The organism is Richelia intracellularis HH01 (assembly GCF_000350105.1).
Lineage (GTDB): Bacteria > Cyanobacteriota > Cyanobacteriia > Cyanobacteriales > Nostocaceae > Richelia > Richelia intracellularis.
On the sequence record NZ_CAIY01000067.1, the window covers coordinates 1 to 25,199 of the forward strand.

At 31.5% G+C, this 25,199-nt stretch carries 13 protein-coding genes; 7 read left to right on the forward strand and 6 right to left on the reverse strand.

Translation table 11 applies throughout. The features are described from left to right. Window positions 1-1,517: 1,517 nt before the first annotated feature. Window positions 1,518-2,099: a TIGR04376 family protein gene (locus RINTHH_RS07305; RefSeq protein ID WP_008234834.1), complete on the forward strand. Its 582-nt coding sequence runs from the start codon at window positions 1,518-1,520 to the stop codon at window positions 2,097-2,099. Window positions 2,100-2,292: 193 nt separating this feature from the next. On the opposite strand, the gene RINTHH_RS07310 is transcribed toward RINTHH_RS07305, so the two are convergent. Further along, window positions 2,293-2,601: a hypothetical protein gene (locus tag RINTHH_RS07310; RefSeq protein WP_231291172.1), complete on the reverse strand. Its 309-nt coding sequence runs from the start codon at window positions 2,599-2,601 to the stop codon at window positions 2,293-2,295. Between the two features lie 1,074 nt (window positions 2,602-3,675). On the opposite strand from RINTHH_RS07310, the gene ligA reads away from it, so the two are divergent. Continuing rightward, the gene (gene ligA, locus RINTHH_RS07315; RefSeq protein WP_231291173.1) at window positions 3,676-5,706 is read left to right on the forward strand and encodes an NAD-dependent DNA ligase LigA; all 2,031 of its coding nucleotides are present in this window, start codon (window positions 3,676-3,678) and stop codon (window positions 5,704-5,706) included. A 963-nt stretch (window positions 5,707-6,669) separates the two neighbouring features. On the opposite strand, the gene RINTHH_RS07320 is transcribed toward ligA, so the two are convergent. Beyond that, window positions 6,670-8,883: a phosphoketolase family protein gene (locus tag RINTHH_RS07320; protein ID WP_008234842.1), complete on the reverse strand. Its 2,214-nt coding sequence runs from the start codon at window positions 8,881-8,883 to the stop codon at window positions 6,670-6,672. Window positions 8,884-9,194: 311 nt separating this feature from the next. Between RINTHH_RS07320 and RINTHH_RS07325 the strand changes: the two genes are divergently transcribed. Then, on the forward strand, window positions 9,195-10,568 hold the full coding sequence (locus RINTHH_RS07325; RefSeq protein ID WP_044304859.1) for a cytochrome P450: 1,374 nt from the start codon (window positions 9,195-9,197) through the stop codon (window positions 10,566-10,568). 2,394 nt (window positions 10,569-12,962) lie between these two features. Here the strand turns inward: RINTHH_RS07325 and gloB are convergent. The 4 genes from gloB to RINTHH_RS07345 all read right to left on the reverse strand — a co-directional run bounded on the left by gloB (window position 12,963) and on the right by RINTHH_RS07345 (window position 17,211). Further along, the gene (gene gloB, locus RINTHH_RS07330; protein WP_008234848.1) at window positions 12,963-13,736 is read right to left on the reverse strand and encodes a hydroxyacylglutathione hydrolase; all 774 of its coding nucleotides are present in this window, start codon (window positions 13,734-13,736) and stop codon (window positions 12,963-12,965) included. A 1,905-nt stretch (window positions 13,737-15,641) separates the two neighbouring features. Then, entirely contained in the window at window positions 15,642-16,415 is a 774-nt protein-coding gene (gene hisA, locus RINTHH_RS07335; protein ID WP_008234851.1) for a 1-(5-phosphoribosyl)-5-[(5-phosphoribosylamino)methylideneamino]imidazole-4-carboxamide isomerase, read from the reverse strand. Between the two features lie 68 nt (window positions 16,416-16,483). Next, window positions 16,484-16,777: a DUF3593 domain-containing protein gene (locus RINTHH_RS07340; RefSeq protein ID WP_008234853.1), complete on the reverse strand. Its 294-nt coding sequence runs from the start codon at window positions 16,775-16,777 to the stop codon at window positions 16,484-16,486. A 125-nt stretch (window positions 16,778-16,902) separates the two neighbouring features. Further along, on the reverse strand, window positions 16,903-17,211 hold the full coding sequence (locus RINTHH_RS07345; protein ID WP_008234855.1) for a DUF2499 domain-containing protein: 309 nt from the start codon (window positions 17,209-17,211) through the stop codon (window positions 16,903-16,905). A 1,039-nt stretch (window positions 17,212-18,250) separates the two neighbouring features. Between RINTHH_RS07345 and csaB the strand changes: the two genes are divergently transcribed. The 4 genes from csaB to RINTHH_RS07365 all read left to right on the forward strand — a co-directional run bounded on the left by csaB (window position 18,251) and on the right by RINTHH_RS07365 (window position 24,562). After that, a complete protein-coding gene (gene csaB / locus RINTHH_RS07350; RefSeq protein ID WP_044304860.1) occupies window positions 18,251-19,288 on the forward strand; it encodes a polysaccharide pyruvyl transferase CsaB in 1,038 nt (345 codons plus the stop codon). 960 nt (window positions 19,289-20,248) lie between these two features. Continuing rightward, window positions 20,249-20,797 carry a shikimate kinase gene (locus tag RINTHH_RS07355; RefSeq protein ID WP_008234866.1) on the forward strand — a complete coding sequence of 183 codons (549 nt, stop codon included), beginning with the start codon at window positions 20,249-20,251 and terminating at the stop codon, window positions 20,795-20,797. A 991-nt stretch (window positions 20,798-21,788) separates the two neighbouring features. Beyond that, complete coding sequence (locus RINTHH_RS07360; RefSeq protein WP_044304855.1) at window positions 21,789-22,463, forward strand: ABC transporter ATP-binding protein; 675 nt, start codon at window positions 21,789-21,791, stop codon at window positions 22,461-22,463. Between the two features lie 1,388 nt (window positions 22,464-23,851). Then, window positions 23,852-24,562 carry a rhomboid family intramembrane serine protease gene (locus tag RINTHH_RS07365; protein ID WP_044304856.1) on the forward strand — a complete coding sequence of 237 codons (711 nt, stop codon included), beginning with the start codon at window positions 23,852-23,854 and terminating at the stop codon, window positions 24,560-24,562. Window positions 24,563-25,199 lie beyond the last annotated feature (637 nt).

Consider the following 25,199-nt stretch of genomic DNA (forward strand, 5'->3'; position numbering starts at 1 on the left):
ATGCTGTAGATTTGATATTTATAATTAGATAATTTAATTATATTAGGACAGTTTTATTGTAAATAATTTAGACAATCATTATCCCAAAATCTACATATTTTTTCTAATAAAGATTTAGATGCTAGTACCTTTCTAAGATACATATACTTGTTGGAAGATAATCATAGATATGGAAAAACTTACCGTACAGAACTATGGTATTGAAAGATTTGGTAGTAGAATAATATTTATGAGCAACTATTTAACTTAGAAAAGTAATAGGGTAGATAATAAGCAAATTAATAGAATTATAATAGAGAAATGTACAGGCAAAACAAAATTGGAATAGAAAATTAAATTAGAGCAGACAATAAATATATTCCAATTCTACAAGTATGTAGATAATGTGTTTTACTATAGTAAGCAGAAAAATTGGCATAAATACCGGTTTAAATATGTTTATATTTAGGGATATCTATAACTCTTAAAATAGTATAGATTTATTATTACAAGCAATAAGTGAGAGTTTATAATCATAACTAAATAGTATTTATACCTCTTAGCTTTTTGATTTTTATCCTTGAATGCTGAGCACCATATCTTTTCCCACTGTATTCGATGTGTATAACCTATCTTCACCAAATATTTATCCATTTATTTTTAATACTCCCACCTTGTTTAAAACATTACTATTATCATTCCCTATTAAGTAATAGTAAATAAATACTGGTAAATCTATAAATGTTATTTTATCTTTTCTTGATTTCAGTATATTTTTGTTACTCTATACATTAGTATAAGTCAGGTTTTTGGTTAAATATTATAATAATTTATGCATATAGAAATAGCTTTTATTCTATCTCTTTTATATTTTTATCATAAATATCTATAACTATTATGCTATAAGCGTTTTAACATACATAAGATCAAGATACAGTTGATCTTATGTATGTTAAAGTTTTAGTTTCTCTCTATAAATTCAACTAATTTATATGTTTCAATTTGGATTTATATATTAATAAACTTTCTTCGTTTATAGAATTCATATCTTTATTTTTATGAACTCCTAAAATTATCTGTTTAACCTAAACTAATTGTAGCTTTTAAATAATATTATTACTGTTATTTTCCTGGTTTTGTATATCCCTCTATATACGTTTATTGTTGCTAATTGTTACTTTTTTAGTATGTCTCCTTTTAGGGTTATTTATAGTTGTGTTTGATAGGCTAGTGTTAGATTTAAGTCTATTTATATATTTGTAATATTCTCTGAGTAGTTTGATATTTTCAATATCCTACGATCCTAACTCTCATACTGTGATTGCTAGGATGCTAATTAGCTGCAACATTTTCATCCGTAATATTTCCATTAAGGGTTTTGCCATTTTACTCTCATTAAATATGTTGTAATTAGATTCTGATGATTAAGAGCAAATTGTAATTATAATTAAACATATTAAATATAAAACTATGATACTTTATATTCAATATGATAATGACTACAATAAGGGGAGTATTAGATTTCTGGAGTTGTAGCGGTGCCATTATTTGATGATTTAAGTCAATTCCTAGAAAACCGTTTGGAAGAATTCCTGCGTAGGAATCCACACTTGGAGTTAGAAGTATTATTGGAACAGTTGCGGATACAGGAGGAAGACACTTTAAAATTGATTGCTGAATTAAAAGTAAAAGAACAGCAATCGCAAGATGAGACTCTTTCCACAGCTCAGGAAATTCACAGATGGCATATACGCATTCAGAAAGCAAAAAATGCTAATCGTCCAGATTTAGCAAATGCAGCTCAGGAAAGGGAAGCCTCACTACTGCATCAAGGAAATTTACTTTGGGGACAAATGCAAGGGCTAAAGGAACGCCTTAGCTATGCACAAGCACTATTACACAGAATTCAAATTCGGCATCAGGAAGTAAAAGCAAAAGCAACTGAAGTCCAAGCAAAACGAATTAGTACTAAGGCACAAAATAAAGTACAACAGTGTGATGCTGCTGGATGGTCTAGCACCAATGGTTTTTATAGCAGCAATGATAATTTAGAAGAAAAGTTCCGTCGTTGGGAAACAGAAGCTGAATTAGAACAAATGAAGCGTAATATGGGCAAATAGCGAAAAATAGGGATTAGAAAGTAGAGGAATAAATAAACATAAGTTTTCACCTTTACCTTTATAGACTCCAAAAATTTTAGCTGTATTAGCAGCTAACTAAACTCTAGGAATGATTCCTCTGTGCCTACACTCTTACTGAAACAAAGCTAAAACAAGCATTTCCATGAAAATAAAACAAAATATGAAATTTATATTACTCTTTATTCTCTACTTCTAAGATATTGTCTTGTGGGTAGGAGTTAATTAAGGGAAAAGATGCAGACTCTGAAGTTGAAACATTGATTTGCAGCGATTCATTGGATTTTTCTATAGCTGTACCTAATGTGTTCCGTAAAGAAGAACCAAATAATTTCTCATGATTAGAAACAAGCGACAAAAATACCCCACCTAAAATGCAAACTGGCAGGGGTAAAGAAAATTGTTGTGCCCAGTCAAACAATTTGGCTAGTATAAAAATTAATGTGAAGCAAGCAATCCAAACCCTCATAATTTCTGCTCTCACAAATTGCAGCAGGTCAAATTTTATCATTATTGCTAAGTGTATATTTAAGAAATTGAGAGCAGAGTTGGGAAACTACGTTGTCAGATAAAGTCACATTTTTTTTGTTAAAATAGCTACAAGTATTTGCAGACAACCTTCCGGAACTTTGAAAATTGATATTAGGAGGGAAGAAACCCAAATAAAAATAATATTAATTATATAGTGTGAGTAAAGTAGATTATTTCTTCAGGTAGCTGATAAGGTTTATTTATATTTTTGCAGAAATCCAAATGGTATAGTGAACCATATTACATTTACATGGTTAATTTTAAATTGTAGAGACTAGGTAAGAAATTTTCATAACGAAACTAATAACTATTCTATAAGTTTAGTAATAAACTTAATTATATATGTTTTTCGATCAAGATAAATATTTATAGATGCTAATTAATTAGGATCCTTGTAAAGTACCTTAATTGGAAAATAAGATCGGCTAACTTATCTTTTTTATTTAGTAAGTTCAACTTATTTAGTAAGTTCAACGTTGATTAGACTTAATTATCAATAAATTTTTTCCCCTAATAGTCTAAATAATGATACTATTGTCAGACTTTCTAGGAATATTCATAGGTAAAAAGAAAAAGAGTATTAGTTTTTATTATTATATTTTAACATCAGCTATGCTAGCAGAGCATATTGATTGTATAATTAGTTTGCTGAGTAATATAAATTATTACCTTTGCAAGTTAGATAGTTATCTATTCTGGGTAGATAAGAAGTAAAATGTGTTGACCATGATATTTAAATCTATTTTATGTGGAAGCATATCATAAAATTGGTTTAAATACGATTATCCTAGTAAAGACTTCGCTAACACCACATCTCCCATTTAAGAGAGAATTATAAGATATTTACCCTTTAATAAGCTTTTAGCTGTGCAATGATAGTTACTCTTTTTTGTGAATCATAACAAGGATGTTTATTCGCATTTTAACCAAATGTAATTTACCCAAACAATGGATAAATTTAAATGTAGAGGAATAAAATGTATTAAGTTTTAATAGTTAATAAACAGAAGCAAGTCTCTTGAAATCAATGTGCTTGGAAGTTAAAAAACGAGTTAGTAAATTACGGCAATTATTGCAACAAGCTAGTTATGCTTATTACGTCCTAGATAATCCGATTATTGAGGATATTATCTATGATAATCTTTACCGGGAGTTGCAAAATTTAGAATTTCATTACCCCCAATTAGTTACAGCTGATAGCCCTACCCAGCGAGTGGCAGAAAAGCCGGCCACTCATTTTAATTCGATTTATCATAATGTTCCCCTGTACAGTTTAGAAAATGCTTTTAATATAAAGGAGTTAAAAGCATGGGAAGAACGTTGGTTACGACAAGCACCTGAATCTGGTTTCATTGAATATATCTGCGAGTTGAAAATTGACGGTTTAGCTTTAGCTTTAACCTATAAAAATGGCATTCTTGTCCGGGGCGTAACAAGAGGTGATGGAATTATTGGTGAAGATATTACCAATAATGTACGTACCATTCGTGTTATCCCCCTACGCTTAAACCTGGAAGGTTTGGAGAATTTGGAACACGTGGAAGTAAGGGGTGAAGCATTCTTATCAATTGATGTATTTGAAAAAATAAACCACGAAAGGGAAAAAGCCGGAGAGCGTTTATTTGCGAACCCCCGCAATGCAGCAGCAGGAACTCTGAGACAATTAAATCCTAAAATTGCTGCTCAACGTAAGTTAGATTTTTTTGCCTATACTCTACATTTACCTAATATAAATGAAGAGGAACAAATTGTTAGTAATCATTGGCAATCTCTGGAATTATTGCAAAAAATTGGCTTCAAGGTTAACTCTTACAAATACTTATGTACATCCTTAGAAGAGGTTATCAACTATTACCAGCAGTGGGATACAGAAAGGTTTAATTTACCTTATATGATGGATGGATTAGTGGTAAAAATAAATTCCTTATCCTTGCAAAAACAATTAGGATTCACCCAAAAGTTTCCCCGGTGGGCTATCGCTCTCAAATACTCTGCCGAGCAAACAACTACTATGGTAAAAAATATTACCATAAATGTAGGAAGAACTGGTGCTGTTACTCCCCTAGCAGAAATGTACCCAGTAAAACTAGCAGGGACAACCGTATCTCGTGCTACTTTACATAATGGCAATTATATTTCCCAATTAGATATTCGTGTTGGCGATACAGTAATTGTGCGCAAGGCAGGGGAAATTATCCCGGAAGTAATCCGAGTATTAGTAGAACTACGTCTTCCCAATACCCAGCCCTTTAAAATGCCTACTAATTGTCCCATATGCAATCAAGCCTTAGTTAAACTATTGGATGAGGCAGTAACCCGTTGTGTTAATATGTCTTGTCCTGCGATTCTCAAAGGTGCCATTGAACATTGGGTCGCTCGGGATTCCTTAGATATTAAGGGGATAGGAGGGAAGACTGTGCAGCATTTAGTAGACCAGGGTTTAGTTACTTCAGTTGCTGATCTGTATGACTTAACAGCAGAGCAACTGTGCAAATTAGAACATATAGGAGAAAAATTGTCAGTTAAATTAATAGATTCAATTGCCAGTTCTAAGCAAAAATCTTGGTCACGAGTATTATATGGTCTAGGTATTCGTTATATAGGTAAGGTTACTGCTAAAAGGTTGGCAAGCAAATTTACAACCGTGGAACAATTGAGTAATGTAAATATTATAAATATTGAAGAAACTTATGGTGTCGGTAAAGAAGTCGCTTCATCAATCAATCAATGGTTTAAGAGTAGTAAAAATCAGGATTTAATCACTCGTTTACAAGCTCAAGGTTTGAAATTTACCACTTCCTTAGAAGCAAAAAATATCAGCAATAATAATCAAAAACTTACAGGGAAAATCTTTGTAGTAACTGGAATCTTACCTACACTGAAGCGGAAAGAAGTTAAAGAATTAATTCAAAAGGCTGGTGGTAAAGTTACTAATTCAGTCAGTAAAGAAACTGACTATGTCATAGTAGGCAGAGATGCAGGTTCTAAATTGACTAAGGCAAAAGAATTGGGGACTACTTTACTAGTTGAATCACAACTCTTAGAAATACTACAATAACTCATCAATTATGTTTGTTTGCATCTATGTATCATGATTGCATATCGAGTAATATTCTTAAGTTACCATAAACATAGTTGCCAAATTGTTAAAATTAATCCCACTGCAACTTTATCCAATTATTGAACACAAACCACCAATATCAAATTTTGCTCAAGTCTTATATGCATATAGAAAAATTTGAAAATTCATTTTGTATATCTTACCAGAGATTAATTTTTTCATTAGATGTTGGACTAAATGGGAGTTAAGACTTCTTAAATCCTTTGAAAGACTATTTAATATATACAAAGCCCAAGTTGGATTTTATCATTGCTAGGACTTATATTGAAAATATAACCAAGGCGTCAATAGATAATTTTGGCCCAATCTAACTCTTAAGAAGTCTTATTTATAATATAAAAGTCTAATATTATAAGATTAATAACGTTAAGCTAAGTAACATCTTTACGCCAACTATAGAATATGCTATGTATGCGTTACATACCAAAGCGGGAAGCATTCAATCGGATGCAGGAATTTTGCTCTTAGTAGCACAATACGGTAAATTACGTTTATGGCTGACAATATATTTACTTCAGGGATAATGTAGCAGATGAATTCTTGCTATACAAATTCAAGGAAAAAAATAAACTTAACTCACATCATTTAATTAAAGACAATTTTTACTATCTGTTTAACTTTTATACTGACATCATTTTCCACAAGAGCTCTAAAATCCCAAATACCATCTTAAAAGTTACCTGCTCATAAAACTCTATATCTTAAGTTAAATTATGAACATTTGTATGAAATTACTACCTTTTAATCACAAAATTGCTTTTACTAATCATTTTTTTCGAGGTATAGCTAGCGACGTTAAACTGGTATTGAAATATTTTTTATTCATAATTGGCTAATCTTTCAGATTAATAATTTTCCACCCAGAAAAATTCAGACGAGGACTAAACCATCTCATTTTCCTCAATGTACTAGTTCAATAGCCCTTTTTGCTAAGGCTGTTGCATTCAAACCATTACATGCCATAAGCTCACTATCACTTGCAGTGGTTTCCCCTCGTTTCCAAGCGAAAACATCCCATCTACAGTTATTTCTTAACATAATTGGTTCTAACATCCCTAATGCACCACCAGTAACCCCAATTAGAGCATCACCAGCAAACAACTCAGCAAATTTGTTATCACTTGTAAAATTAGCTTCAGATTCAGAACAGCTATCCCAAGCGACATCACCAGGGCGATATAAATATCGGGGATTAATCACAGAAACTATCTTCACCGCAATCCCTTCCCTTTCTAATAAAGAAGCTGCCTCAAATACTGGTTTCAGTACCATATCACCAATTACAGCAAACACAACTTGCTTTCCACCTACAACTTCTTTTAATATTACTCCCCCATTTTTTAAGCCTTGTCTAGCCATCTCAAAAGTCGTACGAACGGGTAAAGGCGATTTACTCGCAGTAATTATAATTCCCTTATTTTTTGTAGTTAAAGCCCATTCATAACAGATTTGAATACTGTTAGCATCAGGGGGAAATAACGGAAACACATTACCATTCCTCATCATTGCTGCACAATAAGCTTCAATTTCCGGGCGTTGGTGTGTCCAACCATTACGTCCTTGCTCTAATGCTCCAGCAGTGAATAAAGCAATAGTTGAAGGAGTAGAACGGCGTAATTCTGCCATTGCCTGGGTAACAGTTTGCCAAATTGGTAACCCGTTGATGGCAAAAGATTCGTAGGAACACCACAAACTTCTAGCACCCATTAAGGATAAACCTGTAGCTAGACCAGCACAAGCATCTTCACTTAATGGTTCATAGACCTGTCCATTTGGTTCTTGGTGATATAAATCATCTATAGTGGGGTGGATAATTTTCAATGTCTGATTAATATTATTAAGCCCTGATGCAGCATTACCATCAGCATTGGTAACTACGAAATTTCTGTCTAGCTTTCCTACTTTTGATACTAAATTTCCCATGGCTGCAGTGGAGACTTTTGGTTCCCCACATATGGAATATTCTTCTAAAGGTAATTCCCCTAATTCTGGTAAATGCAATTCAAATTCTGTAACAACTGTCTTTGCTGCTGCACCACCCCCTGCATATTCACAATTTGTGCGTACTAATTGCCAAGCTTCTATAGGCAATGAGCGTTGCTTGAGAGAATTAATTATATGAGGGGAATTGAGAGTATCTTTTGGATATAAGTTATGTGATTTAGCTCCTATGGTATGAACACCTGCTCCTTTGAGTTGTTTAATAATAAAAATAGTAAGTTTACCACCAAGGGCTGAACGAGCTGCTTTATCTATACCCTTTAATACAGCCGCAGTAAATTCTAATCTTTTTCTAAAGGAAAATACAGTACTATTTACATATTCTCCCGCTTGGTTTTTATCATCAAAATTCTTCGCATTTATCAATACTACTTCTTCAAAACCACTAGCTTGCCAATATGCAGTCATCTCTTCATTCGTTTTGAAGGAAACCATACTGTGGTGTTCCTGGCTGTAACCATTCCATACCAACACTGGTAGAAAGTTGGTGGTATGGGGATATGCAGTATTAAAGTGCATCATTCCACTCATGACGTAGGGTTCACCTAAACCCCCATCACCTAAAGTAAAGGGGAACAGCTTATCCTTGTGTAATAAGGCCGCTGCCATAGCAAAATGCTGTCCTTGACCCAGAGGTCCTGCTGGAGCAAGAATACCAGGGATATAGCCAGAAAGGTGCCCCAAAAGTCCATGACATTCTCGAAAACGATCACATAATTGTTGTACTGTATAAATTCCCATATCTTCTAGGGAACGATCCAAAAACATGGCACTATAAAACCCAGGAGCATGGTGTCCCACTTCTGTGAGGATATTTTTGTGGCCTAGCATAACTAAAGCTGCATAGACCTCTGCTTGGCTAGCAAATCCCCCTGGATGTCCTGATGCTTTACTTCCAGTAATTTGTAGGGTGAGGTAGCGCAAAGCATCTGCCAGTAGTAGAGTCTGATATATTGCTGCAGGATCAGTAGGTGAGGTAATTGTACCTGTTATTCTATCTATAGCTGCCTTAACCCCATACTTATCAAAATCTGGTAGAGTTTCCCCAAAGTATCGAATCCCCTCATAAAAATTTGGAATAATGATATTTGTCTGTGACTTTTCTACTGACATTCTGTATACCTTTATCAGTTTTCTATTTTATGTCTACACCTTCAAGCATATGGGATTATGCTTGAAGGTGTAGACATCTTTATCAGCTACTATGTGGACATAGTTAATGCCTTTTTCCTAACTGTTGACTGTTACATCCTGCTATAAACAACTATTGATGGATTGCAAGGGGATTTTATAATTTCATGGTTGTTAAGATTAATTACAATTCATCATTATCAACATAATTTAGCTTAGGCAGCATTTCAAAGAAATTAATGCTTGGCAAATATTTTCAGTGGCACAAAAGTATAAATACTGTAAAACTTCCTATGAAACTAATAACTAATAAGCTCCAAATACCTGCACCGTTACAAATCCTACAATTTGTTTTCAATCCTATATCTTGGATGGAAGCTTGTGCCCAGCGTTATGGGGATATATTCATGGTAAAGCTGAATCAGCCAGAGGTTTGGGTAAGTAATCCAGAAGCATTAAAGCAAATATTGGCTAATGATAACCAGGATTTTAGATTACTGAAAAATGGAAATATGGTTTTTGAACCAATTCTAGGTAGACATTCTGTAATTACAGTTAGTGGTGATGAACATCATCATCAGCGTCAATTACTAATGACTAAATTGCACGGTAACAGAATGCGTACTTATGGACAAGTTATGAGTCAGGTGACAGAGGAAGTTATTAGTCAATGGTTAGTAAGCAAGCCTTTTTGTATTCAATCGCAAATTCAATCTATTACTTTAAAGGTGATAATGCAGGCAGTCCTTGGATCACATAAGGGGAAACAGGCTGAAGAGTTGGAAACATCTTTGGTTCTAATGCTCGACCATATTAGGAGTTCACCCTATAAAGTACTACAACTTTATTTTCCTTTTTTACAAAAAGATTTGGGTGCATGGAGTCCTTGGGGTAAATTTATTCGTTGTAAAGCAAAAGTAGATAGACTTTTATATGCAGAGATTGAAGAAAATCTCAAAAAATCCGATGAGTCCCGTACGGACATTCTTAGTTTGTTAATTGCGGCAAAGGATAAGAATGGAGAATCTATGACATGTGAGGAATTGCGCGATGAGCTAATAACCTTGCTAATAGTAGGACATGAAACTACAGCAACAGCGATAGTATGGGCCTTATATTGGATTCATAAAATTCCCAGGGTTAAAGAAAAACTGTTGTTGGAAATTAACAGTTTGGGGAAGTTTTTCAAACCTAGCAATGTACTCCAGCTCCCCTATTTAAATGCAGTCTGCAATGAAACCTTGCGGATATACCCCTTGAGAATGCTAACATTTCCCCGCGTAGTGGAAAATAGGATTTCTTTATGTGGTTACGAGTTAGAACCAGGGACAGTAGTAACTGGTTGTATTTATCTAGTTCACCAAAGAGAAGACCTGTACACAAACCACTGGCAATTTAATCCAGAACGTTTTCTGGAAAAGCAGTATTCTCCCTATGAGTTTATCCCTTTTGGCGGTGGTGAAAGACTCTGTATTGGTATGGCTTTTGCCCAGTTTGAGATGAAGGTAGTTTTAGCTACAATTCTTGCCAACTGCCAATTAGACTTAGTCACTAATACGAATATACTTCCCCAGCGGGATGGGCTAGTTACAGGACCAAATTGCCTAATTGAGATGGTCATGAAAAGAAGACTACAGTCTGAATCCAATTTCTTAGCAAAAATATGAGAGAAATGAAATTATTCTTGTATAAGAGTAATTTTACCTTGCTTTTCTTATTTTCCATATTCTCCTTTAATTTACCCAAAAACTTTGGATTAGCTCAATTACCAAGTAAACCAATGATTCTAGGCCATATTGATATCATTTATTAAATGTAAAACTATTTGATTGTGTTCGGATATTACTGACAGCTTGAATTTATAGTTAATGAAAATTATTTATCTCTTAATTTTTCTACTTGTAGAATATATTATTGTAATAATATAAATTCCTACTTGATTATATAAAAGTAAAGTAACCAAACCTCTAATACTTAGTAAATACCGCAGTCTTTTTTCATCCAATACAATATCACATCAAAACCTCTTTTCATGGCCATGAGATACTTTCATAAAAAAGCATGAGAGGTTCTATAGCTCATATTAGAGAGTTATATTATATAGAGTTTTAAGAATTTTATAATTAGGTTATAAGGGGTTATATTACCATCAATACTATTTATTAATGCCACCTTAAACCTTGTTCTATAGCCATAAAATACAGTCTTGCGGACACAATAGTAATTAATTAATGAAGCTGTAAATATAGTTAGTCAATAGATGAGGATAATGCTAAATGTTAAAGGGGATTTTAACTAAGAGTTGTCGATAAGAGAGATTATTTAATTGAAAACATAACTATATATTTCGATATGTAATATTTTTTGACTATCTATGAGTAACCAATACTTCCTATACTCCCCCAAAATATTTTTGTATTAGGACATAAAGCTGAGTCTATAAATTCCGTCAATTATTATATTATTAATTGACGGAATTTATCTTGTTTAATATGGACTATATAAGCCTACTAATAGATATATAAATATAAGGTAGTTTAGGTAAAATCATATAAACTGAGCATGAATTCAACTATATAAAAAGCCCATTATAAAATCTTATTAGAAGTAGTAAAGTGATAATTGATATACTTAAACATTATGTTTTAAAGCTCTGAAGACCCAGAAAAATACAAATGAAACTCTCAATAAAATAATCAAAATCATACTTGCAAAGATTTAATAGTAATAGATAAAATTAATAAGGTATAGTTTTTAACATATATAAATCAAGTAAAAAGTTTTGAAAAAAGTTATATTGCCCTAACTAAATACGAGCAAATTAGTTTTAATAGTATTCAGATTGAAAGACTGAAAAAAGATAATAATTTCCCCATCCTCCATAAAAAATAAAAGACCAGAGGTATTAAATTAAAATAAGAGGAGAGAAGTCTATGTTTTAAGTCAAGGTTATATAGGTTCTAAAAATATTTCTGCTATAATCACACCATATTATGAAGTGAGGCTCAGTTTATAATAAGAAAACTGAGCCTATGAAGCTAATAGAATTATAAAATCAGATTTTTAGTAGAATGACATTATAGATTTTATGTTTATTTTTCTAAAAATTATGCTATTTAAATCATATTATTAATATAATTATATTTTGACTTATAGAAAATCTTAAACTTATTTGTATTGATAAATCTATTGATGAGCTCAGATATAGTTTATAAGAAAATCTTAAATTTAATATTTGGTAATACTTGCAGTATAAGTGAATATAAAATAGTTAGTCTTATAAAATATTTAACCTAGCTGTAAATACTATTCCAAAATACTTCTGGAATATAAAATAAAGTTATTACTCAAAGTTTCAAAAGCTTTCTCTGCTTATATTAATTTATTACACTTATTAGTCATCTTTATTTAAATATATGCTTAGTATTTATAATCATCCCAGTTTTGTCAATAAGATTCTTTTGTCTGCAAACTGCCAAAAGAATCTTCTCGTATCCCGAAAATAATCTCAACGAATTAATACAGTTAGTATCTATATAATCATAGTAGAACTATAAAAATGTTTTTTAGACCGAATTTTATTGTTTAAATAAAACTCATTCAAAATAGACTAGAGATTAAAATGGATAAATCAAAATCCATATATTATTTAGTCTATTGAAGAAATTCTTAATGCACTTTATCTTTTATTAGATTTGAACAACTCCATTATAAAGCATACTCTTCAAGAATACCTACGATTAAGTAATCAATTATTTATTACCTGGCCTTAAACTCTTATAATCTAGGTTATATTATGAAGAAAAAAAATACTCAAATCTACTCAAGAATCATATTTTATACCAAAAGCAAAGATATAAAATGAAATTACTTTAAGATAAATGAGAAATAATTTATTAATTTATTTTTATAATCTTGTTATTAATACAACTAGCATATAGTAACATCAAATTGTCATGTACTTCTTAGAGTAAGATATCAATTTGATAGGATATTTTTTTCCACTACTAAGTTCTTATCAGAGTTTAACTATGAAAAAGTATAGTTTCTAAAAAGGCTGATTAGAATTGATCTCTCATCCTTCGTAAACAAGCAAAAGTTTGCACAGCATCTTGGCTTTTTGTAGCTAGTTGTAAGGCAGGTTGGGAATAGCGCAAAAAAGGGTTAGTAAGTTTTTCCACACCCAGCATTGATGGTATTGTTCCTTTACCCTGCTTGCAAGCATTTTGAACTTGTATATAACGCTTTTGTAATTCGCTATTATCTCGATCTACAGTCAAGGCAAACTGAAGATTTTTTAGTGTGTATTCATGGGCACACCATACCCGCGTATTATCTGGTAAAGCAGCCAGTTTATTTAGAGAATCTACCATCTGCCTTGGTGTACCTTCAAAAATTCGTCCACAACCTCCTGCAAATAAGGTATCTCCACAAAACAATTCTCCAGTTCCTTCTAGTCCTTCTGGGGGAAAATAGTAGGCAATATGAGCATGTGTATGACCGGGAACAAAAATTACTTTCCCTGTTCTACCTGCAAAATCTATGTAATCATCTGATTGTAAAAATACATTTTGTCCTGGTATTCTACCCCTATCCTCAGCGCAACCATATACCTTCACCTCAGGATTTCTTTGCATTAGATTTAGATTTGCTCCTACATGGTCATAGTGATGGTGAGTATTAAAAATTGCCACTAGTTCTGCTGATAGGCAATCAAGTTGCTTCAATACTGGTTCTGCTTGGGCCGGATCAATTACTGCAGCAATATTTTGTTCTCTTGCATACAACAAAAAAATATAATTGTCCGAGAGAGCACTAAGACGAATGACTTTCATAGAAATGTACCTATTAAAAATACTTAATATTTGTCTCTTAATTTAGAATAGAGATCTTCTATAAATGATAGTTAAAATTCCATATCAAACATAGAATTATTATTTATTTAAACTCTTTGGGGTGCAGAAGACTATTTATAAAGCCAGATTTTAGTTATTAGGCCAGGGTACTTTTTGAGATTCCTCAACTCACTTAAGAACTTGTCCCCAGAAGGAATATCTTGACAGGATAACTGTTATTACTTATATAAGTTATCAATAACCACAGAAATTTAACTTGAATAGTTTGAACATTATTTTTAATCCTACGATGTTTATGCTTTAATAAATGATCTGCAAATGCAAATATATGTGTTGCATTTTATTATCTTGATTCTATACATTTTTTATATTTCTATTATTCTGCTTCTTAACCACTTTAATATTCTACTATCAAGTTATTAAAATAGGATATCTATTATCCTTGAAATCTCCTTAAATAATTGTACTACTATTTAAGATATTAATATCTGGGTTTCCTAGATATTAACTATAGCATATAAATAGGCATTAGTAATTTTAATAACTATGATTCGCTTAGTAGAAATACAAGGCAATGAATTATCAAGTTCACTAAATATTTTTTATAAAAAATTCTTAGATTAGTAGTTTCTGTACATGCGGTATAAGTTGATCAGAAAACTACTCTTAATGTTTATGCTTATTAATTTCTAAATCTATCAGGTAATATGGCAATGATAAAACCTGTAATGATGTAAATGCGAATGGGAAAAATACTGGGAATTTTTGTTGACCTAGACTATTTGGTAGATATAAACTCCCTAGAGAAAATTGCTTAAAAATTCAGCTTGTTTTTATAAAAATTGATCTAGGAAATAAGTGAGGAATAATTATTGGGCAATATTTATGGCAAACTTTTACTGTAAAGGTAATGATATCCGTTTTTAATTCAGTAACCACCAGATTATAATTTAAACAATTGAAAAATCATAAATTGAGCAATTATGAGTAGAATCATAATGAAATTATTGGCAAGGACGAGAAAATATTAGGGTATAGTAATTTTGGTAAAGATCATACGAAATATAGCATGGGTAATTCAATCAAAGGTAGCTAATATGAATAATAGAATTATTAGACGGTAAAGTTCTTTAGTTTAGAATTAGTGACCTTTAATAATATTGATTGAAAAAATAAACCGATATATACATAAAAAATTATTATGGAATGCCCTAATAAGATTACACATTAGGGCATTCCATGATGTTAGCAGACCAGGATAATGAAATAATAAGGTAATAAGAGGACCCACTATAATTCGGGTTAAAATCTAGTAATTGAAGTTAATTCAGTACGACCCTCAAATTCAGTGGTGTCCATTATTAAGTATAAACAATAAATTTAAGCAATTTTTGTGTGGGTTCCGGAGTATAGAAAAGACCAATTAGGGAATGTTTGCATTTACCCCTCACTTAAATAAAACTAACCTCATATATAAGGACTTACTCTACATGCTTTCCAGCTAGGGGTTTCAACCAGTGCATAATAGCTTTGCTTATAGAAACTTGTTAAGGGGTAGAGCTTATATAAATGATTCTGCTTGTAGCAACTAGAAGACTAGTAGTATAATCAAGTGATAGTTAATACTTATTTTAGTATTTTTCCTATACTCCTCACTTTTTAGACAAAGCACAGTGAGAAAATTTACAGGTTTACCGCAATAATTGAACTATTAAAACAAAACATATTCAATATACAGTAGATTTAATTTGAATACTGTCATTTCTGCGTTACTTTCTACGTGTGCATATAAAATATTTTCTCCTAAGGTGAAGTAATAGTATCCGAAAAATGTGATGGAATTAGAATGTGTTCTGATTGATTGCTTAATCCAAACTTTCTGTATCAGGCAAAATAAGAAGAACCCAAGTCTAGTGGAATATCTTGTATGCGTCCTGGGCCAACTGCTCTTAAGGCTTTTGCAAGGCAAATATTACCATTATATAAAGCACGACCGATGATTGCTCCTATTACTCCCTGGTGTTCTAAGGCTAGTAAGCTGAGTAAATCTGTGATAGAGCTGATACCACCAGAAGCAATAACTGGGATATCAATTACTTCAGATATTTCTCGCAAAGCATCCAAATTTGGACCAGAAAGAGTCCCATCACGATAAATATCAGTGTAAATAACTCCTGCAGCTCCATATCCCTGCATTTTGACTGCCAGTTGGGTAGCTAGTAATTCTGATGTTTCCAACCAACCATGGGTAGCCACTTTCCCATCCCGAGCATCAATACCAGTAATAATTTGTCCAGGGAATTGCTGACAGAGTTCCTCTACTAGTTGTGGCTGCTCAACAGCAATAGTTCCTAGTATGACCCATTGCACTCCTAAATTTAATAATTGTTTCACGCTATTTCGTGATCTTAATCCACCACCCACCTCTACAGGTATAGATATAGCTTCAATAATAGCAGTGATTGCTTCTAAGTTGACAACCCTGCCAGCCTTGGCCCCGTCTAAATCGACTATATGTAGCCTTGTAACACCTTGAGCTTCCCATTTTTGAGCAAATTCTACGGGATTTTCACTAAAAATCTGTGATTGCTCATAATTGCCCTGGTAAAGTCTTACACAACGCCCCTCAAGTAAATCAATAGCTGGAATGACTTCCATTTAAATAATCCTTAATTTTTTCTGAAGAAGGAAAAAGAAATGAGGAAAATTCTACGATCCTTTATCCCTTAATCTTTTTCCCTTAATTGTTTTACTGCTTGATGGAAACCTAAAACAATCAGGATATTAGCAAGTGTTAGAAAAACTTCTGCCCCTCCATGTAGCCAATCCAGATTTGCTAGGGACTTACCATAAGTTATTTTGGCATAAATTCCTGCAGGAATGGTAATACCTACAAACAAAAGAGTGCCGTAAAACCCATAAAGAGCTAAACGCGGCATTTGGGGAACTCTACTAATAAACCATAAAAAACCTAGGTAGGGGAATAAAGAAATGGCAAATAGGTTATCTTTAGATATCATTATTATACTTTAATTAAGTAGTAAAAGAATTAGAAGCTAGGGGCAAAAGCAATACCTAATTTTTATATATTTTAGCTGTTGCTTTACAAAGAGTCCCTGATTTAATTAATATTTTGGGATGCTTCTTACTCTGTAGTTTCTGTCCGGCTAGAATACCAAATCCGAAAAGCTGCTCCCCACAATGTGCAATTACCAAGTAATGTGGTGGTAGCTTGGAGAGTAACTAGCCACTCCAAGGATGGGGAATTATCAAAATAGTGCCAAGTACAAGCACACATAGCACTAATTAATGCTGGTAACATTGCAAAAGATAATATCCACCAGTTATTGTTGTTTATCCCTTTACCATATTCCCAAATTAACCAAATGGCGATAATCCACTCAATAACACTCGAGATATGAATAATCCAGGTAAAAATTGAAAGAGCATGCATAATTTTTAGTTATTACTTTTTGATTTTTTTTAAGTGCGATGTGCTTCTCGATCAGTACAATAAAACTGCTGAGGAATATTTCAGAGTTATAGTTGAGATTTGCTGTTACTATTTATTTATGGAGTTTATTGTATAATTCTATTGCATGAAAATCTACATGAAAATCCCTTTACTTATTAGCTATATTCATTAAATAATTCATAAATCCTCTGATTTAATTATGACAAACTTTCCTAATTCGATCATGATAATGTTTTACCCATGTACAGACATTTATTCGTACTGTATGTACTGACTCAACAGAATTTAGAATATGATCATGGGCACCCATTACTAAGTCTTAAGAATTATTGTGCTTCTTAATCATAAGCCTTTACTGAATTTGTCTTAACCAAACATTTTATATGGTGCCATCAAATGACTGTAAGTAAGTATATTTTAATCTTTTCTGAGGAAAATCTAACCATACATTGTCCTGGATTTTACTAGTTTAGAAATTGGAAGTTAAACTACATGAATCATGAAGAACTCAAACCTATAAAAACCCCAACAAGTTTTATACTAGGGTTTCTATTAGGATTAAATTCTTATTTTAGTAATACCATAACTTTATACAAAGGACATTCTAAAATACCTTATATTCTGAAAATGTCCTAATGTACTTGACCACAGTCAATATTAAATAAATTACTGACAAATTATATTTCAAGTAATGTTTGAAGTACGACTGAATACCAATAAATACCAAAAAATCTAATATGAGGGTTGTATAAATGGCCCTTGTATTATCCCTGACACAAGATTATTTTTAAGGAATATCCTGCTTAATTATAGCATCGCTTAATAGTAGGTATTTTTGGCTAAATTTCTACTCAAAGCCTATACTTACTACTGTTTGCTTACTAACTTGACCTGGTATTTTTTCTAACGTCTAAATAGTTTCAGTATTGCTGCCCCATATCATTACAAATAATGGAAATAGCAGATATTATTACTGAATTAAGATTAGTAAATAATTGGAATACTTCAAATGGCGGCTATGCAGGTGTTATTGTCTGGATATTATGGCAAAGGAAATGGTGGTGATGAGGCTTTATTAGCAACCCTTCTGCAAATGCTACCATCATCTGTAAAACCCATTATACTTTCCGGGAACTGCCAAATCACTCAAGAACTTTATGGTGTGTCTTCAGTAGAGCGAATGCAGCTTACCTCTATAGGTAAGGCATTGACTTCCTCTGATGCTTTAATCTGGGGAGGGGGAAGTCTAATTCAAGATACAACTGGTTATTTAAACCCATTTTATTATGGGATGATAATGATGACAGCTCAGAAAATGGGGTTGATAACAATTGCCTGGGGGCAAGGAATTGGCCCTATTAAGCATCGTTCGACTTATTGGTTAGCAAAGCGATGCTTTGCTGGTTGCAGTCAAGTTAGTGTTCGTGATCACAATTCTGCAGCTCTGCTATCAGAATGGCGGATTCCCTATACTCTTGCCCCAGACCCTGTTTGGGCATTGGCTAGTAAGCCTATCCCAGAATTAGAAAAATTACACACCCCAAGAATAGCAATAGCTTTACGTAGTCACTCCCTTCTTACAAAAGCTCGCCTAGACAAGCTAATTCAAGCCCTGGTAGAATTTCAACAGGTAACAGGGAGTTTTATTATTGTACTACCGTTTCAACCATCTTACGATCTAATGGTTGCTCAAGTTTTAGACTCAGCACTTCAGAATAACAGCCAGATTATTTCAATGGAAGATCCTCAATTACTTAAGGGTGTATTCCGTTATGTGGATATGGTAATTGGAATGCGCTTACACAGTCTAATTATGGGAATAAGTGAAGGATGTCGATGTTTTGCTCTCAGTTACGATCTCAAAATAAATATGTTAATTGAAGAGTTAGGAATCCCAGGTTGGGATTTAGCTGCTTTACCAAGTGATCCCAAATTTATTTGTCAAACTTGGGTAAGATACTTGACCGAAGGCAAGTCTTTATCTTCAAAAGAAGTTTCCTCCTTAGCTAAGAGGGCCCTCATACACCAAGAAATTCTGCACACAACTTTGAATTAATTTTTATTACTCACTTTAAGTAATACACAACATACAGAAAGACTAATATTACCTTTATGCAAAATAAATATACTCTGAAATGAATATGAGTTACTGCAAAACCAAAACCAATCATCACCACCATATTGTATAAAAAAATATGAGAATTAATTGTTATTTCTTTTTCATTTTGATTGAACGTAATTCAGGCATATAGAAAAAATAATATTATTAGAGATAAGAAATATAGGAGCTTGTCAAGTATCACTAATTATAAAAGTTAATTTAAAATCAATTTAGTGCTGTAAATATTCTCATGTACAAATTAATTGCCCAATCAATAAAAATATTGCGATAGGATGGCGCAAACAGGATCATCATATCAATCTGAAACCTATTTATTATCTACAAAAAAGATATAAATTCATAATAGTGTATTATAAGTTGTCTTATTGAATAAGACAACTTATTGTTTGTATTAGTTGTTATTGATTTAATGTTTGCTTACTAGTTAGCGATTTTTAGTATTATTTCTTTCTATTTAGTAACAAAATTTTTATCTCCTATTACTTTCATAATAAAATTTTTAACTACAATTATAGAGTTAATTCTATGGGGTATTATATAACTCTACTTATAAGAATGAAACTTCAGAATATTACCCTATATTATCTGATAGTATCGTCCTTTATAGGAAATATTCTACAATGTAACCAGTAACAAACTATTTACATTTTCATTTTTTTTACCATTCAAATATAAGTCTTGACTATATATTGCAACATTTCCACATTGCCCTATAATCCTAATAGGAATACATAAGGAGAAGCTCAAATGAAAGAATATTCGTAAACAGTTCAGAATAATTAAATTAGAGTGTTTTACAGGCAATTACAAGACTATTTACTGAATGAGAACTCTGAATGGTAGATTTAGAAGTGAGTTAATTAGAATATAAATTTACCTGGGGTAGGACGATTGGTGATTAATAGTTTACAAGGTATTAACATTTACCTTATTGGTATGATGGGTACAGGAAAAACAACAGTAGGAAAATTGTTGGCTCAATATCTGGGTTATAGCTTCTTGGATATAGATGAAGTTATTATTAAGATCGCTGGCAAGTCCATTAAAAAAATCTTTATGGAAGAAGGTGAGAGTACTTTTCGCCAACTAGAAAGCAAAACTCTCTCGGAAGTATGTGCTTATACTAAGTTAACTATTGCCACTGGTGGGGGGGTCGTTATGAAATCTATAAATTGGAGTTATCTCCACCATGGTTTGATTATCTGGTTAGATATGCCACTAGAATTACTGTATAAAAGACTATTAAATGATAATAGTAGACCATTATTACAGGGTCCAGATTACCAAGAAAAATTACAATCCCTTCTAAAACAACGAGAAAGTCTCTACAATCGTGCTGATTTACGAATCAAACTGCACCAAGAAGAAACCCCAGAAATAATTGTTTCACGTATAGTTGATACAATCCCCAGTGTTTTGAAGAATGTAAAAGAGAAGACATGATAGAGAAATAAAAAACATCAAAATTTTGTTCCTTTTATTACAGAATCTCTTGGTCATTTTTAAAATGCTAGCTTAACTCAACCATACCAATTAATACTTGGCATTCTTTAAGCGAAGCCAAAGCAAAGTGGGTAATTAATTAACTAAAAGAATTAATGTTTTACACCTTACCTGTGTTCGGAATATTAAAGTTCTTCCCCAAATTACTGAATACCCTGTTCTACACATGCAAATGTTAGATTCCAATGTAAAAATTACTTTTATATAATTTCTGAACCAAATTTACCTTAGTCTCCTTACTAATTATTCCTTCAGCTTTCCCTATAGATCATAATATTAATTAGTGCACATGTTCAAAGTTCTAGGAGTTATCTTAAGTCTCTTATCCTGCACAAGTAGTATTAATTATCTTTATAGAAAATGAGCAAAAGCTACTATACGTAGCTCATTATATAAGGGAAATCTGGAAATAAATTTTACGTCTATATTAAGGGCTTTAAAAATTTGTGTATTATTACTTTTCAGTTAGAGTAATAGTGTAAGAAATGAGTATATAGCTAGATATAAAAAACTAAAGTTGAATAAAATTGCAAATTAAGTAAGTAATCGGAGAAAAAAAATATAAAAGCCATAAGTCTTAGATATGTAAACTCATTATATCCAAACGTCTTAAGACAAGTATATCTTATCAAATCTTAACCGAGTATAAGTAAGATTGAAGTAGTATATTACTATTATTCTAAGATATGATAAATGCATGTTTAAATAATATTTTTCTCCAGGTAAATATTATTTTGTTTGGTACATTACTATAAAAAATTAATAGAAAAAATTATGATAATTTCCACTTCAATAATTCAGGGTCTAATTGTTAATGTAAGCGAATATTAACCCGGACAAAAAAATATAAAGTGTTTTCTAATTTATTTAATTCCTTCCTTTTTGCTTTACTAGTAGTAAGTTACTGAATTTGCACTTCAATCTTAAAAAAATGCTTTATCTTAGAGACTTAATATACCACCCTACAGCTTGCCCTACACCAATTCTCAAATCTATTAATTTAGAATTACCACCCCAAAAATTAGGTTTAATTATTGGGCCAAGTGGGTCTGGTAAAAGTACATTACTGGAAATTTTGTCTGGATTAATACAACCAGTATCAGGGGAAATTTTTTGGCGAGAACAAAAACTAGTATCAGGACAACTCAATCAGTTAGCAGGGTTAGTATTTCAGTTTCCGGAACGGCATTTTTGTGGTGCTTCAATCCTAGAAGAATTGCGTTTAGGACATCCAGAATTAGATATAGAAAGAGTAAATAAAGTCTTGAGTGAAGTGAGACTAGATCATTTGCCCCTAAGTACACCCCCCCATCATTTGAGTGGAGGTCAGCAAAGATGTTTGGCTTTAGCAGTACAATTGATTCGCCAACCCTATTTATTGCTTTTAGATGAGCCAACAGCAGGTTTGGATTGGTCAATTCGTAAGCAATTGGTAAGTTTATTAGCAAGGCTAAAAAAAGATTGGACTTTGCTAGTTGTAACTCACAATCCTGAAGATATATTAGCGATTACAGATCAATGTTGGACAATTAAAGAAGGTGAACTGAAACCAGCAGGTTTTACATATCATGGAGAGCAAGTTAAAACTTCTTTAAACAAAAATTAGAACCCAATTTGGAAACCCATTGTTACCTGATATAGTTATTGTCAACAATAATGTAAATGAAATATATAGCATTGTGGTTATATCAACATATATATAATGTTATATATGGATAATTACTTGCATATATAACATTATATATATGTTGATATAATTATGAAACTATTTAAATTAAATTGATTACGCTCAATCAATTTCTTGAATATAAACTAAAAAAATCCAATTTTACTCAAGCTGAGAAAATATTTACGGAAGTCATAAGTCCCACCTTATAATCCCTGTAATATTTTAATTTGTTACCAAAATTATGGCAGCAATAGAATTTCTCATCAGAATAAGTTCATCTGAATATAATTGCGGTGCTAGAAACTAGTCTAAATCATAAGATGGATCGCAGTGATAAAAAGCTTTAAAACTTATGATCTAATAAATTTTAAAGCTTTGAAGAAATTTCATTAAATAGCTTGTCCAGAAAAATTCTAAATACTTAGAAATAAAATTCTACTCCCTGTATCATAACAAACATGAAAGTAACTATTTATATCTATTGTATTTACTTATTATCTTATTATTTGCAGTGTACTATAGGAAATGTAAATACAACAATTATTACTTTTATATTCTAATAGTTACATCGATCTTTTGAATAAAATTGAATTTTATCTAGTTTGATTTCACTCTATTGAGTTGAACTAATTGTCTAACTCTCATTCTGGATTATCCCATATATCTGGCCATTTTAGCTATAGTTCTCATATATCACTCTGCTCTATTAATTTTTGTAATTTATCCTCTATTTTTTTGTATATCTAACAATAGTATTCTTGAAAATTTTTTACCGTATAGGTCTTGTTCTAAATAGAGTTTATCATTTTTTTAGTTATATTAACTTGATTATTAATTAGTTGACAGCTTTTCTATACTCAATAACTGCATTTACCAATTGCTATATTATTGAATATATTAATATTCTACTATTGAGTTACAGAAGTAGGTCTTTTTCTAGACCTATGATAACCTATTAGTTACTACTCTTATCAAGAGTATACTAACTTAATCCTTACCTTATTAGAAATAATTATATTACTCCATTGTTTGTGAGCAGGGTTTCTCATGTAAAGATAATTAGCATTTTTTTACTCAGAGCAATTTCGCTGGGGTTTAAATGTAAGCAATATTTTGATTATCTGAGTAGGTTACAATCAATACCATTTTATTCTTAATAGCACCCTAATTTGTTCGTGAGGAGGTTGTTTTCTCTAACTTATACCTGAAAGAATAGTCGATATCATTAAATATGTAGTGAAATGAATATAGTTATATTAAATCAATAGTTTTATAAGTTTTATTAATTTATATAAGACCAGGGTAAAGCATCTCCAAATAAATTTATGATTCCTATTAGTGATAATGTTTTCTTTTTCGGTAGTAGAAAGCCAATAGTTGTCTACGGATTAATTATATTAAATTTAGCTATATTTATGTTGGAAATAACATTAGAACCAGGAAATAACTTAACTGCTTTCGTTTATAATTTTGGATTATTACCAGCAAAAATTAGTACAAGTTTCTTGGAACTTATGGAAGGGAACTTAGCAGCAATGATAATAATTTTTACCAGCTTTTTATCATTATTAACTGCTGTATTTTTACATAGTAGCTTTAGTCAAATTCTTGGTAACTTGATTTTTTTGTGGGTTTTTGGTCGTACTATAGAAAAAATTATTGGCTGTAGTCACTTTATTTTACTTTACTTTAGTGCCTGCTTGATTACAGGAATCATACAAGTTGTTGCTGAGCCAAGTTTAACAATACCTTTAGTTGGTAGTAATGGCCCAGTTGCAGCAATTTTAGGAGCATATATATTCAAGTTTCCCAATGTAAAAATATATTCTGTTTTACCTCTAGTAATTATTTTTATTCCCGTAGAAATTCCAGCATTTATCTATATGTTTTGGTGGTTTATTCAACAAATATTTTATAGTGTTGGTAGTTTAGATATTGCTGGTGGTGTTAATCCTTATAGTCCTTCTTACTGGATGGATGGAGCAGGATTAATTTTTGGTGCAGCTTTAATTTCTCTTTTTCAGAGGAAAGGTTAAAAAATGCATTTTTTGTATTAATTTATTAAAAATAGATAAATATAAAACAGTAAAACTTATCTTGATGACTTAAGCAAAAAGTTAATTATATACCCTAAATTTTATAAATCCCGATTGATAAGAAGAAATTGAAAATTCATTAAAAATACTTCTAACTTAATATAAGGTTTACTTGTTTTTATTTAAGTTACTCCTAAACTTAAATAAAACTTTTATAGCTAAATTATTATCAAATTTTATCTCTACTCTAGACTTATTAAAATACCACTATTATTGAGTTAAATTTAACCTAACATTTACAATAGTTACTATTATCCTTTAATAATATTAATTTCTATAATCATTCATATACCTCAAATATATCTTAAATATATCCACTTCACCAATCTTAGTTTTGGTTTTCCTCAACTATTTAACTTATTATTATAATTTTCAATTTAATGATACTTTACTGTATAAGTTCTAAGCTCACTTGACTCAATACTATCTGTGTTAGTATTTTCATTAATATGCTTATGAGTGACTATGTAATTTATTTTCTGGTTAACATATCTGTTAGCAAATTAGAAGAATATAGAACTATTAACTCATATGAGAATGACCACACGATGGTATTTTAATACCAAACTAATATCAA

Excerpts from the sequence above, each read along its gene's own strand:
- ligA (WP_231291173.1), top strand. The coding sequence starts at position 3,676 with ATGTGCTTGGAAGTTAAAAAACGAGTTAGTAAATTACGGCAATTATTG.
- RINTHH_RS07320 (WP_008234842.1), bottom strand. The coding sequence starts at position 8,883 with ATGTCAGTAGAAAAGTCACAGACAAATATCATTATTCCAAATTTTTAT.
- RINTHH_RS07325 (WP_044304859.1), top strand. The coding sequence starts at position 9,195 with ATGAAACTAATAACTAATAAGCTCCAAATACCTGCACCGTTACAAATC.
- gloB (WP_008234848.1), bottom strand. The coding sequence starts at position 13,736 with ATGAAAGTCATTCGTCTTAGTGCTCTCTCGGACAATTATATTTTTTTG.
- hisA (WP_008234851.1), bottom strand. The coding sequence starts at position 16,415 with ATGGAAGTCATTCCAGCTATTGATTTACTTGAGGGGCGTTGTGTAAGA.
- RINTHH_RS07340 (WP_008234853.1), bottom strand. The coding sequence starts at position 16,777 with ATGATATCTAAAGATAACCTATTTGCCATTTCTTTATTCCCCTACCTA.
- RINTHH_RS07345 (WP_008234855.1), bottom strand. The coding sequence starts at position 17,211 with ATGCATGCTCTTTCAATTTTTACCTGGATTATTCATATCTCGAGTGTT.
- csaB (WP_044304860.1), top strand. The coding sequence starts at position 18,251 with ATGCAGGTGTTATTGTCTGGATATTATGGCAAAGGAAATGGTGGTGAT.
- RINTHH_RS07360 (WP_044304855.1), top strand. The coding sequence starts at position 21,789 with ATGCTTTATCTTAGAGACTTAATATACCACCCTACAGCTTGCCCTACA.
- RINTHH_RS07365 (WP_044304856.1), top strand. The coding sequence starts at position 23,852 with ATGATTCCTATTAGTGATAATGTTTTCTTTTTCGGTAGTAGAAAGCCA.